The sequence below is a fragment of the Mycobacterium sp. genome (genome assembly GCF_035314665.1).
In the GTDB taxonomy this organism is placed as follows: Bacteria; Actinomycetota; Actinomycetes; order Mycobacteriales; family Mycobacteriaceae; genus Mycobacterium.
This window is the reverse complement of sequence record NZ_DATFZD010000099.1, coordinates 1-11,999: the sequence shown is the minus strand read 5'-3', so window position 1 is coordinate 11,999 and position 11,999 is coordinate 1. Positions and strand designations below refer to the sequence as shown.

General features: G+C 64.8%; 14 protein-coding genes and 3 pseudogenes. 6 read left to right on the top strand and 11 right to left on the bottom strand.

The annotated features are described in order from the left end of the window. Nucleotides 1-388 (top strand): annotated as a pseudogene (locus VKI00_RS07465) (class I SAM-dependent methyltransferase); the annotation flags it as partial. A gap of 11 nt (nt 389-399) precedes the next feature. On the opposite strand, the gene msrB reads toward VKI00_RS07465, so the two are convergent. The 4 genes from msrB to VKI00_RS07445 form a co-directional block, all read right to left on the bottom strand. Then, nucleotides 400-819: a peptide-methionine (R)-S-oxide reductase MsrB gene (msrB, locus tag VKI00_RS07460; RefSeq protein WP_324436356.1), complete on the bottom strand. Its 420-nt coding sequence runs from the start codon at nt 817-819 to the stop codon at nt 400-402. Continuing rightward, the gene (gene aftC / locus VKI00_RS07455; RefSeq protein WP_324436354.1) at nt 816-2,123 is read right to left on the bottom strand and encodes an arabinofuranan 3-O-arabinosyltransferase; all 1,308 of its coding nucleotides are present in this window, start codon (nt 2,121-2,123) and stop codon (nt 816-818) included. Before aftC ends, msrB begins: the two co-directional genes overlap by 4 nt. 98 nt (nt 2,124-2,221) lie before the next feature. Next, complete coding sequence (locus tag VKI00_RS07450; RefSeq protein WP_414687141.1) at nt 2,222-3,790, bottom strand: alpha/beta hydrolase; 1,569 nt, start codon at nt 3,788-3,790, stop codon at nt 2,222-2,224. A 20-nt stretch (nt 3,791-3,810) separates the two neighbouring features. Then, on the bottom strand, nt 3,811-4,581 hold the full coding sequence (locus tag VKI00_RS07445; RefSeq protein WP_324436351.1) for a pyrimidine reductase family protein: 771 nt from the start codon (nt 4,579-4,581) through the stop codon (nt 3,811-3,813). A gap of 34 nt (nt 4,582-4,615) precedes the next feature. Here VKI00_RS07445 and zapE point away from each other — a divergent pair, with 34 nt between their 5' ends. Further along, on the top strand, nt 4,616-5,644 hold the full coding sequence (zapE, locus tag VKI00_RS07440; RefSeq protein ID WP_324436350.1) for a cell division protein ZapE: 1,029 nt from the start codon (nt 4,616-4,618) through the stop codon (nt 5,642-5,644). Here zapE and VKI00_RS07435 read toward each other — a convergent pair. The 4 genes from VKI00_RS07435 to VKI00_RS07420 all read right to left on the bottom strand — a co-directional run bounded on the left by VKI00_RS07435 (nt 5,641) and on the right by VKI00_RS07420 (nt 8,058). Next, nucleotides 5,641-6,207 (bottom strand): GNAT family N-acetyltransferase, encoded by a 567-nt coding sequence (locus tag VKI00_RS07435; RefSeq protein ID WP_324436349.1) that lies wholly within the window; start codon nt 6,205-6,207, stop codon nt 5,641-5,643. The two genes, zapE and VKI00_RS07435, sit on opposite strands and share 4 nt — an antisense overlap. Continuing rightward, nucleotides 6,195-6,701 carry a hypothetical protein gene (locus tag VKI00_RS07430; protein WP_324436348.1) on the bottom strand — a complete coding sequence of 169 codons (507 nt, stop codon included), beginning with the start codon at nt 6,699-6,701 and terminating at the stop codon, nt 6,195-6,197. Before VKI00_RS07430 ends, VKI00_RS07435 begins: the two co-directional genes overlap by 13 nt. A 56-nt stretch (nt 6,702-6,757) precedes the next feature. Continuing rightward, a complete protein-coding gene (locus tag VKI00_RS07425) occupies nt 6,758-7,501 on the bottom strand; it encodes a Clp protease N-terminal domain-containing protein (protein ID WP_324436347.1) in 744 nt (247 codons plus the stop codon). A gap of 71 nt (nt 7,502-7,572) precedes the next feature. Next, nucleotides 7,573-8,058, bottom strand: a complete 486-nt coding sequence (locus VKI00_RS07420) for an SRPBCC family protein (protein ID WP_324436346.1) — start codon at nt 8,056-8,058, stop codon at nt 7,573-7,575. 75 nt (nt 8,059-8,133) lie between these two features. On the opposite strand from VKI00_RS07420, the gene VKI00_RS07415 reads away from it, so the two are divergent. The 4 genes from VKI00_RS07415 (at nt 8,134) to VKI00_RS07400 (ending at nt 10,038) form a co-directional block, all read left to right on the top strand. Beyond that, nucleotides 8,134-8,466 (top strand): DUF732 domain-containing protein, encoded by a 333-nt coding sequence (locus tag VKI00_RS07415; protein WP_324436345.1) that lies wholly within the window; start codon nt 8,134-8,136, stop codon nt 8,464-8,466. Nucleotides 8,467-8,525: 59 nt separating this feature from the next. Continuing rightward, nucleotides 8,526-8,900 carry a DUF732 domain-containing protein gene (locus VKI00_RS07410; RefSeq protein WP_324436344.1) on the top strand — a complete coding sequence of 125 codons (375 nt, stop codon included), beginning with the start codon at nt 8,526-8,528 and terminating at the stop codon, nt 8,898-8,900. A gap of 26 nt (nt 8,901-8,926) precedes the next feature. Continuing rightward, the gene (locus VKI00_RS07405) at nt 8,927-9,124 is read left to right on the top strand and encodes a hypothetical protein (protein WP_324436343.1); all 198 of its coding nucleotides are present in this window, start codon (nt 8,927-8,929) and stop codon (nt 9,122-9,124) included. 128 nt (nt 9,125-9,252) lie between these two features. Then, nucleotides 9,253-10,038: an aspartyl/asparaginyl beta-hydroxylase domain-containing protein gene (locus VKI00_RS07400; RefSeq protein WP_324436342.1), complete on the top strand. Its 786-nt coding sequence runs from the start codon at nt 9,253-9,255 to the stop codon at nt 10,036-10,038. Nucleotides 10,039-10,079: 41 nt separating this feature from the next. On the opposite strand, the pseudogene VKI00_RS07395 reads toward VKI00_RS07400, so the two are convergent. From VKI00_RS07395 to VKI00_RS07385, 3 genes and pseudogenes are all read right to left on the bottom strand, one after another. Continuing rightward, nucleotides 10,080-10,237 (bottom strand): annotated as a pseudogene (locus VKI00_RS07395) (WXG100 family type VII secretion target); the annotation flags it as partial. Nucleotides 10,238-10,529: 292 nt separating this feature from the next. After that, entirely contained in the window at nt 10,530-11,339 is an 810-nt protein-coding gene (locus VKI00_RS07390; RefSeq protein ID WP_324436341.1) for a hypothetical protein, read from the bottom strand. Between the two features lie 293 nt (nt 11,340-11,632). Next, a pseudogene (locus VKI00_RS07385) lies at nt 11,633-11,748 on the bottom strand (DUF732 domain-containing protein); the annotation flags it as partial. Between the last annotated feature and the right edge of the window lie 251 nt (nt 11,749-11,999).

Below are 11,999 nucleotides of genomic sequence, written 5' to 3'. Positions count from 1 at the left end.
CGCCTTCTATCACATTTTTTCCGACGTGACGGAGCTCAAGAGGTTGTATGCGCGGAATTTGCGCCGCGCGACCAAGCCCGGAGCGCGGCTCTACATGTTCGAGCACGGCCCCGGTACTGTCAACGGTTACGGCGCGCCGCGGTCGCTATCCGTTGACGACTTCCTGCAGGTGTTTCCCGACGCCGGCTGGCAAATCACGTATTTATGGCCGACCACCTATGAGGTCAACATGAGCGTGGAAGCCTTTGAGCAAATGATCGCGCGCAATCCCGATAAGGCCGAGCAGATCAAGCCTGCCTTGGAACGCTTCCGCTTGGTCGGGTCGTGGCTGCCCGATGGTCGGGCACACGCCCCGTTCTGGGAGATGCACGCCACCCGCGTGGACTGATACGAAGACGCTCAGGACCTGGTCGGCACCAAGCGCAGTGAGATCGAGTTGATGCAGTACCGCTGATCCGTCGGTGTCGGATAGCCCTCGCCGGCGAACACATGGCCCAGATGGCTGTGGCAATTCGCGCACAGCACCTCGGTGCGGACGGCGCCCATCGAGTGGTCGGGCCGCAGGATCACCGCGTCGGAGTTGGCCGGGTCGAAGAATGATGGCCACCCGCAATGGGATTCGAACTTCTCGGAGCTGCGGAACAGTTCGGCGCCGCAAGCCCGGCACTCGTAAACGCCTTCGGTCTTGGTGTCGGTGTACTCACCGGTGAAGGGGCGCTCAGTCCCGGCTCGCCGCAGCACGTCGAACTCCTGCGGGTTGAGTCTTTTACGCCACTCGTCGTCGGTCAGTTGGACGTGCGGCTGGGGAGAAGCGCTCATACATCCACGGTAGCGCGCGGCCGCTCGGCCGTCAGCCAGGCCGGATCGATCCCGTCGTCCAGCCGGTTTTCGGCCTTGGCGTCGCGATAGCGGAAGTAGAGCACGCTGAACACGACGATCAGCAGCAGCGACCAACCGTAGGTGATCTTCAGGTAATCCAGCGGTCGCCCGATGTACATCCAGTGGAGCAGAAGCCATTTGTCCATCGTGAGGAAGCCGTAGACGCCCAGCCACGCCGGCCAGTTACGGATCACCGAATTGGGCAGTACTACCGTCATCAGGAAGGGGAACAGCATCATCGAGTAGTAGCCCTGGGCCAGTGACAGCACCAGCCACGACCACAGCAACAGCACGCCCGACGATGTGGTGAACCAGAACAGCGGGTCACGGGTCCGGTAGTAGCGGTACAGCAGCCACAAGCTGCCGACGGCCAGCAGTGTGAACAGGATCCGCAGAAACAGGATCAACCAGAACGGCAGTCCGAAGTAGACGCCGTTGCCTTCGATCGAGCTGTTGAAGTAGTCGCGAACGCCCAGCGTGTAAGGCAGCGTGCGGGTGAAGAAGTCCATCGGATGCACGACCAGGGGCAGCGCGGCCAGATTGAATGCCACCGGGACCACCAGGGCAGCCAGTACTGCACGCCACTGACGGTTGAGCAACGGCAGCAGAAGCAGCGGCAACAGCACCGGTTTGACCACCGTCGCCAGACCGATCGCGATGCCGGCCCACCACTGATGTGTGACATTGCCGGATTTGGAGCCGCCCAGCAGCCACCGGAGAAAGAGCACCTCGAGCAGCAGGATGACACCGTTGATGTTGGTGAAAACCAATGTGCTGGTGACGGATTCGGTGCAGAACATCGCCAGCAGCAACGCCGGGGCCGCCACCGAAGTCAGGGTGAAGTTGAACATCCGCAGCAGCACGTACGCCGCGAGGACAATCGCGGCGCTGTTGATCGCGACGAACAAGTAGCGCGACTCAGCGAACGGCAGATAACCGAAGGGCGCCATGATCAGCGTGCCGCCCGGCGGATACAGGTAGTGCGGGTCGACGTAGTCGAAATGTTCGTTGTAGATGTCCCAGCCGCGTCGGAAGTTCACCACCGCGCGGTAGACCGGCCTGAAATCGTCGGTGATGTTGCCGTTGGTGGTCAGCACGATGGTGCGGTGGATCACCGCCATGATGGCCAATGGCCAGAGAACCGAACGCAGCACGGTGGCGGTGCCCGGCGCGGCGGTGCGGGGACCAAAGGTGGCCTGCGACCAATCACGCAGGCGGCCACGAGTGGAGTCAACTGAAGTCATGAGCGCCGCTCCTCCGGGCCTTTTCGCATCGCACTGCCCTGTTGATCGTCGTCGGCGCCCGTCACGAGCGCACCGTACACGGGCGTTCGGCCGACGGATCAGGCGGGACAGTAGGTGTCAGTGGAAGGCAACTTGCCGCTGTTGAGGTAGTCGATCAGCGGGGGTACCGCGCATGACGAGTAGATGCTGGCGCCGTGGCCGATTCCCTCCCACACCACCCGCTTACTGGCCGCGGTGGCGTTGATGATGAGGGCGGCGGTGGCAAAGACGCCTTCCGACCCGACGATGGGGTCGTTCTGCACGCCCATCAGAAGCACGTTGAGCTTGAGCACCTTTGGTGGCTGTGGCGGTGAGGCGCTCGGCCAGGCGACGCATTTGACCAGATTCAGCGCACCGACGGTGCCGAACTGTGGGTAGAGCTTGGCCCAGGCGACCACCAGTTCCCGGATTCGGTCGGGTGTGGGGCGATTGAGCGCGTCACTGCACGTATTGACGAACTGCCCGTCGGTGCCAGTGGTGGCCTGCGCCCGGTTGATCAGGCTCGTCAGCAAGTTGGTGTCACCGGAGCGGGCATTTGCCAGCGCGGTCGCCAAGTCATTGGTGGTGCCGACGCGGTCGCCGGTGGGGAAGCCCAGCGCGGTGGCGATGGCGTTGGCGACGCTGGCTACCGACGCGCCCGCGGGTCCGTGGCCGGCGCGGGCGTCGGCCAAAAGCGAGCTGACGGCGGCTTTGGGGTCAGGGCCCAGCGGGCAGCTCACCGCAGCGCATTGTGCGGCGAACGCGTCCAGCGCCGCTTGCTGTCCCTTGACCTTTTGCTCGGCAGCGGCTTCGGCGCCCACGCCCAACGCGATCGGGGAATCGAGCACCAGCCGCGAGACCCGCTCAGGGTGCGAGCTCGCGTAGGACAGCGCTACCTGCGCGCCGTTACCGATACCGATCAAGGCCAGTGCGGGCACGTCCCAGATGCTGCGCAGCCGCTCGATATCGGTGGCGGCGTGGCTGTTGTCGTAGGCGGAGTCGCCGGGCGCGATGGTGTCGGTGCAGCTGGTGGTGGCATTCTGCATGATGTCGCCGAGGTTGGCGACCGGGTCGTTGCCGGCCTCGAACTGCGCCTGATCGTGCATCTCCTGGCGGTCGAACTGATCGAGGCAGTCGATCGGGCTCGACGAACCCATGCCGCGACGGTCGACGGCGACGATGGGGTGGCTGGCCAGCACGTCGGCGCCGGCGCGGGATAGCCAGACCGGCAGCTGCAGCGACGACGGCAGATCCGAGCCGGTGGTGAAGACCAGCGGGCCGGCGTCGTGCGGAGTCTTCACCGAGCTGGCCCGCACCACCCCGATGCTCAGGGTCCCGGCTCCGCCGTTGACCGGGTCGAGGTCGGCGTCGTAGCTTGCGCAATCCAGCTTGACCCCGGATGCCCGGGGCACCGCGGCGTCGTCGAATTCCTTCGACGTGCAGTCACGCCACGACAAGTCGTTCTTGGGTGCGGCGATCGGTGGCGGACCACTGGGCGGCTTCGAGGTCGTGGGCTTTCCCTGCGGCCGAGCGCCCGCATTGGTGGCGAAGCGCGGGTTGGCGGCCAACCCGGGCGCACAGCCGGCCAGCAACCCAGTCACCACAATTAACGACGTGGCGATTACGGCGTGCCGGCTCATGCCGACCACAGTAGCCATTGCTTGCCGGCTCAGCGTTTGACGTAGCGCGTGTACAGGTAGCCGTCGTCGTCGGTCAGGACGTGCGCGCAGCGCATCCCGGTCAGCACCTGCCCCGGGCCAGCGGCGATGCGGCCGGCTTGACCGCCGACCAGGCTCGGCGCGATCGTCAGGCACAGTTCGTCGAGCATGTCGCGCCCGACGAACGAGCCGAACAGCGTCGGACCGCCCTCGGTCAATACCCGGTACAGGCCGCGATCTGCCAGTGCGGCCAGCACCATGGCTTCGTCGACTCGAGTGGGGTCGTCGACCGAGCATTCGATCACCTCTGCGCAGCCGGCCAGTCCGCTTCGAGTCTGGTCGGCCACCGCCGCGCAAGTGCACACCAGCGGCGGCACCTCGGTGCGGGTGAACACGGGCATATCCCGCTCCAGGCGGCCGGATTTGGTGACGATCGCCAGCTGTGGGATCTCGCTTTGCCCGCGAGCTTGGCGGCCTTGGCGCTGGGCGATGCTCAGGCGTGCGCCCGAGTAGTCCTCGGCCCGAACGGTTCCCGCGCCGACCAAGATCACGTCAGCGAGCTCGCGCAGCAGGCTGAACACCGCCCGGTCGCCGGGTCCGCCGAGGCGACCGGTCGTGCCGCCGACGGACGCGGCGCCGTCGAGGCTGGCGATGAAGTTCGCCCGAAGCCAGCTCCGGTTCAGCTCGGCGGGGTAGTCGTAAAGCTCTGGCAGTTGGGCGCCGTCGAGTTCGTGGACCGAGCCGAGCAGTCGTAGCTGCATCAAGCCGGCATGGTCAGACATGGGCACGATTGCACCACGTCGGTAGGGTGCCTGCATGCCCGGCCCCGTCGCTCATCTGGTCGATCGGCAGCCCACGGTGTCGCCCGAGCGGTTGATCGCCCAGCTGACGCCGCCGCCGACCTTCGCCAACGCGAGCTTCGCGAGCTACCACCCTGACCCGGCCGAGCCGACGCAAGCGAGCGCCGTCGCGGCGTGCCAACAGTTCTGCCGACAAGCCGTCGAGCGCCGCGCCGGGCACACGAAGTTGTTCGGCCGTCGAGAAGTGTTGCCCGGTGTCGGGCTGTATCTCGACGGTGGTTTTGGTGTGGGCAAGACGCATCTGCTGGCCGCGGCCTACCGTCAGCTGCCCGACGATGTGGCGCATCCCAAGGCGTTCGCGACGTTCATGGAGCTGACCCAGCTTGCCGGGGTGTTCGGCTTTGTCGAATGCATCGAGCTGCTGGCGCACTACACGCTGTTGTGTATCGATGAGTTCGAGCTCGACGACCCCGGAAACACCACGCTAGTTTCACGGCTGCTCTCCCAACTTGTCGGGCGCGGTGTGTCGGTGGCCGCCACCTCCAACACGTTGCCCGAGCAGCTAGGGGAGGGGCGCTTCGCGGCGCAGGACTTTCTCCGTGAAATCAACACGCTGGCAGCAATTTTCGCAGTCGTGCGGATCGATGGGCCCGACTACCGGCACCGCGACCTGCCGCCTGCGCCGCAGCCGCCGACCGACGAACAAGTCGCCGCGCGGGCCGCGGCCACCCCGGGCGCGACCCTCGACAACTTCGACGCACTCTGCGCCCACCTGGCCACCATGCATCCGTCGCGCTATTCGACGTTGATCGAAGGGGTGACGGCGGTGTTTCTGACCGGCGTGCACGCCATCGACGATCAGAACGTGGCGCTGCGACTGGTGGCGCTGACCGACCGGCTCTACGACGCCGGCATCCCCGTGCTGGCGTCAGGGGAAAAACTGGACCGCGTCTTCAGCGAGGAGATGCTGGCCGGTGGCTTCCGGAAGAAGTACCTGCGGGCCACGTCGAGGCTGCTGGCGCTGACCGCCGCGGTCAACGCTTAGGCCGTGCCCATCGGTCGGACCATGACGTAGTCGTCTTCGTCATGGCCGCCCAGTTGAAATGTCCTGGTGCCGTTGACGGTAAAGCCGGACTTCTTGTAAAAGCGTTGTGCGCGATGGTTTTTCTGGTTGACGCCTAGCCACACGCAGTTGGCGTCCCAGTCGACGGCGGCCGCGAGTGCCGCGTCCATTAGCGCGGTCGCAACGCCCGATCCGTGATTGTCGGGCAGCACATACATCTTCGAAAGCTCCACCGCCGGCCGAACGGGCACGGCCTGCTGCACCTCGGGATCGTCGCCGACACCTTGAATCAGCATGGCGTAACCGACAATTCGATCGTGCTGGCTGGCGGTGAGGATCAGCCGCCGCGGATCGGCCAGATATTCGGTAAAGCGTGCGTCGGACAGGTTGGCGTCGACGAACGACGCGATGTTCGCGTGGCTGACCGACGGGGGACACGCCAGCGGAAACGTGCGTGCGGCGACGTCGGCCAATTCGGCTACATCGACGGAATCCGGCGTCGCGATGCGCACCGCCAAAGACGACCCCGGGGCTATAGGTTCCACTGCGCCAGGTGATAACCCGTCTTCTTGTCCAGCAGCACGACGGTGGAGACCGGGTCGCGGTAGGCCTCCCAATACACCCCGCCGCGAACGATCGAGCCCGCCGGTGCGTTGGTCAGTGCGGCATCCAGCGCATCCGGCGCATCGGAGTTGCGGGACTTGTACGCGTCGCCAAACGGGGTGACCCCGTCGAAGGTGAAATCGGTGAGCATCTGGTACGGGTTCGGCACCCGAACCGCGTGTATCGCCACGTCCGCGCGCATTACCGCGCTGTTCGGGAAGCTCTTGACCGGGATGCCGACGCGGTTGTAGCCGAACCCCGGCGGCGGGTCGACCGATTGCACGCTGCTGACCGTGACGTCGGCGATCATCTTTCCGGTGTCGACCCGCAACGTGTCGCCGAGGTGGCCGATCGGCGCGTCACCGGCCGACGCGCGCGGGACCCCGATCAGCGTGGCGACGAAGACGGTCGCCAAGACAACCAGGCAGCGGCGCATCTTTTCTCCTCCGGGCCGGCCACTGAAGACTCTCGCATAATTCCACACGTCGACGGCTAGGTCGCGTGTTTCTTACCGGCCACCAGCGATTCCAGCGCGGCAGTCAGATCGGCCTCGACGCGGTCCTTGTCGATGCCTGCCCGGTGCAGCGGACCGCTGCCGTCTTCCAGTTCGAGCAGCGCGAGCAACAGATGCTCGGTGCCGATGTAGTTGTGGCCCAAGCGAAGTGCCTCACGAAAGGTCAGCTCGAGTACTTTGCGGGCCGGACCGCTGAACGGGATCAGCTGTGGTGGGTTCTCGACCGCAGCCGGCAGCGCGATCGAGGCACGCACGGATTCGGGATCGACCTGCTGGGCGGTCAGCAGCTTGGTGGCCAGCGCCTCCGAATCACCGAGCACGCCCAGCAATAGATGGTCCGGAGTGATCTCGCAGTTGTGTGCCTCATGCGCGGCGTTTTGTGCGGCGACGACGACGTTGCGGGCTCGGGGGGTGAAGCGTTCGAATCCCTGATTGGGGTCGAGCGACGTGGCTTCGGCGCGCAACACAAACCGCTTTTGCGCCGCTTGTTTGGTGACGCCCATGCTCTTGCCGATGTCAGTCCAGGAGGCTCCGGAGCGGCGCGCCTGATCGACGAAGTGCCCGATCAGATGATCAGCGACCTCGCCGAGGTGCTCGGCCGCCAAGACGGCATCGCTGAGCTGGTCCAGCACGTCGGGGTGTACGTGCTTGATCGCGTTGATCAGCTGGTCGAGTCGGACGGGGGTGGTGATCGGTGTCGGCCGAGAAGGGGAGTCTGACATACCGTCAACGGTAGGTTGACGACTGTGATTCGTCAACTGCGGGTTGACGTCCAGATCCGTGAGCGGTGCTCTCAGCCCTTCGAATAGCCGCGGCGCACGGTCCGATCCAAAATGCCCAGCGTGGCTCGCAGTGCGAGTTCCGACATGACGGGAAAGATGTTGGCCTCCCGCCACTGGTCATGGATCTGCGACCAGTCGTAGAACGACGTGACCAGCGTGCCTTCGCCGCTGCCGTCGGGTTCGAGGCGATACCCGTACACGTGGCCGATCTGCGGGCGGAGCTGGCCCAAGACCGTCCAGGAGATCAGCCGGTCGGGCTCGAATTCGCGAATCGTGACGGTGACGTCGTACTTGCCGAGTTCCGGAAAGTCGTTGAGGGCTTCGCGGTCCATATGGACGACGAAGCTGTCACCCGGGGCGGCGACGGACGCGCCTTCGGCGGCCTGCAACATCCCGGATGAGTCGATGGCGACGTGACCCTGTGGGTCACAGAGCACTGCGAAGATTTCTGCTGGGGAAGCTGCGATTGTGCGTTGGACTTCGATTTTCTCGGCCACGGTTTGATCTTGGCAGCAATCTCGGAACCGCGGAGCCGATACGACAACGGCGCCGACGTGAGCCATGATGTCCGGATGAAGCGTGTCCTGCTCCTATTCGGCATCGCCGCGGCACTGGGTCTGGCCGCGCCGGCGCACGCCGATCCGGACCTTGATGCGCGTTTTCTCGATGCGCTCACCAAGGCGGGCCTGACCGTCTTAAGCGGACCGGGCGCCGTCAAGGACGGTGAGGCGGCATGCGGGATGATGGAGCAGGGCCAGCCGGAACTTGACGTCATCGAGCACGTGTCAAAGCAGAATCCGGGCTTGGATACGACCAAGGCGGCAAAGTTCACCGCAATAGCGGCCAGCGCCTACTGCCCGCAATACCTGGAACGCGCCAGCGACGTCGGCAACGGCCGCGAGTAGCGGCTGGGCAGTCGTTTCCCGGACCCGCAGGGTCGGCGTCGAGGTGCCATAATGGTCGGGTGCGACGTCTCCTGGTGCTGTTGAGCGCCGCCGCCGTGGGCTTGGCCGCCCCGGCGCACGCCGACCCGGGCGTCGATGCGAGCTTCTTGGATGCGCTGACCAAGGCGGGCATTACCTTTAACGACGGACCCAACGCCGTGAACGCCGGCAAGACGGCGTGCGGGCTGATGAGCCAGGGCCAGCAGGGACTCGACGTCATCAAGCACGTCAGCGAGCAGAACCCGGGGATCAGCACGATCAGTGCCGCTAAGTTCACCGCAATCGCGGCGAGCGCCTACTGTCCGCAATTCATCCAGCGCGCCAACGACATCGGCGGCGACAGTACCGCGCCGCCACCGAGTCGGGTCGGCGTCCCGGGCGGAGGGCAGCAGTAGCGGCCCCGCCGCACACGCACTTGGCGGTGCACGCCGCTTCTACGCGTGGTCGTGATCGCTGTGTCCTCCACGTTCGCAGCGACCGCGTTCGTCTTAGGGGCAGTGCACAGGCGGCGGGATTGGCTACGCTTTCCGATGACGAGTTCGGTGGCGGCCCAACCATGCCGATGCTACCGAAGACCTGGGATCCCGAGACGCCGGAGGGAGAGGCAGAGCGCGGCTGAATGCGCCTGTGCGCCAACGCTAATCGATCGAAGAAAGGATTTTAGTAATGAGTATGTCGGATGCTCATATTCCGCAGTTGGATGCTCAGCAGTCGGCGTTCGTCCAGCTGAGGACTGCCACGAGTATCTTGGCGCTGCTGTCGCGGCACCAAGACGATGCCCGCCTGCAGAACCTCTTTGAGAACCTGTGGCTCGATCGTCAGCCTTTTCGCTCTCACATGACGCCTGCCGGCCTCGTGAACAGCCCTATCAACGGCGAGCAGGTCGCTTGCGGTGACCGCTGGGCCAACGAGATTCCCGGCCTATTTTGCTCCCACCTGACCAGCCACCCAGTCTGGCCCCCTGATGACATCTGCGAACTCCTCGAGCGGAACGTTGCCATATTTCGAGAAGAATTCGCCGGTATCGACCCGAACCAGTACCAAGTCGACGCGCGGGACCACAGAAGCGGACTGACGGACGGCCGCAACTGGACCGTTTTCCCCTTCTACGATGGGAACGGCAACCTCCAGGTCGACAACGCGCGCAAGTGTCCAAGGATCGCGGAGTTCCTGGGCAGCCGCGCTGGTATCGGCAGCATCGGCTGCATGGCGTTCTTCTCGATCATGAACCCAAAGACGCACGTGCCGCCACACACCTCGGAGTCAAATACCCGCATGCGCTACCACCTGGGAATCGAAGTGCCCGAACGCGATATCCACTTCCGTATCCACGACCAGCGGATCACCTGGAAGCAAGACAGGTGCATCAAAATCGACGACTCGTACGAGCACGAGGTCTTCCAGCAGTCCGACCGCCGCCGGGTCGTGTTCGTCCTGGACGTGCCGCATCCGGAACTTCGTCCCGAGGAACTCGATTTTCTGCAGGAGTTCATGTCATACACAACTGGTGTTGGCCTACCGCGGGCCTGGTAGGACGTCGAGGCGTTACCGTCCACGCTGCTGGGGATGCAGTTCTAGCCGCCCCTTTTGGCGCCTTCGGCTTGGTCGCGGGCCAGCATCGAGGTGGTGTTGTTTTCGTGGGTGCCGCCCATCGCTCCATGGCCTGGTTCCACTTGGCCTGCCAGGCCTGATAGTCCATCCCGGTATCACCGTGCCAACCCGCCTGCAACGCCCTCATGCTCAGGTTGATTGCGTGCCGGATTAGCCGCTGCGCTCTTGTGAGCCTTAGCGTTGACGTCGCCCGCCTATTTCGACTGGCGGTCCTTGCTAAGCCACTGGTAGCCGAATCCGCCGGTTGGTCAGTCGGTCTTCTGCCATGGCTGGGAGACATGTTCAGGTCGCCCAGGGGCCCACGCCGCCGACCTTTTTTCGCCGTCCACGCGGTCGCGTGGCCCATGGCCGAGCCGTCGGCGGTCCCGCCCCGGCGCTCCATCTTTCTGGCTGGCGGCATCTTGGTCTCCGAGCTACGCGAGTGCAGTGAGATTATTGTTCAGCCAGCCGGTGGCGCTGGGGGCAATGTAGAGCTCGTGCACATCGCCGTCGACGCCGATGAAATTGACATGCTGGCTGCTATCGCTTCCCCAATAGGCGTCCAGCGCGGTGCCCGGCGCGGGCGCCACGGCCCCCGCCAACTTGGTCAGGTCATGGTCCACCCAGCCGGGGGTGTCGGGGGCGGTGTAGAGCTCGTGCACATGCCCGTCGGTGCCGATGAAATTGACATGCTGGCTGCTATCGCTACCCCAATAGGCGTCCAGCGCCAGCCCCGCGGGCGCCGCGGCCCCCGCCAACGCGCTCAGGTCATGGTCCACCCAGTTCGGCTCGACGGCGCCGGGAGCGGTGTAGAGCTCGTGCAGGCCACTGCCGCTGAAGCCGCCAGCGACGAAGAAGACGTGCTGACTGCCGTCGCTACCCCAATAGCCGGGCAGCGCCGTACTTATGCTGGCCCCCACGGGGGTCGCATCGTCCACCCAGCCGGGGCCGTTCGGCTCGATGTAGAGCATGTGGACGAGGAAGTCGACGCCGACGTAGTTGACATGCTGGCTGTTGTCGCCGCCCCAAAACCCGTGCAGCTGCGACATAGGCACCAAGTTAGGGTTCGAGGCATTCGGTCCCGCCAACGCAGTCAGGTCATTGTCCACCCAGCCGGCAATGTCGGGGGCGATGTAGAGCTCGTGCACGTGTTGGTCGACGCCGATGAAGTTGACGTGTTGGCTGTTGTCGCCTCCCCAATAGCCGTCCACCGGGCTGCCTGAAAAAGGCTTGGTCGCAGTCATGACATCTCCTTAGCCGAGTGAGTGCGAAGTCGAGAGACTGAAGTCGAGAGACTGTTTCAGTGCGCATCGATCGGGGCGGTTCGGGCAAGAGGCCGGTCCGGTGAGCGGACCGGGATGCGCCGATTGGAGCAGTTTCAGCTCGATCTTTGATATGGCGCTGGCGGCCCACCGTGCTGCGATGGGGCGGGTGTCGGTGATGGTCATGGCCGCGTCCCCTCGAATTCTGCTAAAAAGTCACCTTTGCTGTCCCGTGGACGCTCGCCGAGCAGTTAGCTTCCGGACAGATCGTTGCGCTCGTCGAGCAGTTCGTCGACGTGACGACTTGACGGCTCGCCGCCGTGCTCGCGGATAGAGCGGCGCACCGCGTCAGGAGCCGGAGTTCGGAGTCGATGGTGTCGAGGTCACGCATGGTGCCGAAGCCTAATAATGGCGCTGGTGTGCGCAAGTCACTGCGAACAGTCGCGGGTGTCCGTTGAATGGCGCGGTCCCGTTTCGTCGCTCTACGGAGACCCCGCGGGCCTAGACGGCGCCTCTCTGTGTCAAGAGAGCGGTTGTGATTACCATTGTATGGTGGTTGCTGGTGGGCCCGGGAAGTGACTTGTCCGAAGAGCCAGCGTGCGGGGTTTCAGCTGGCCGCGCTGGACATTAGAGCCGCCCCCG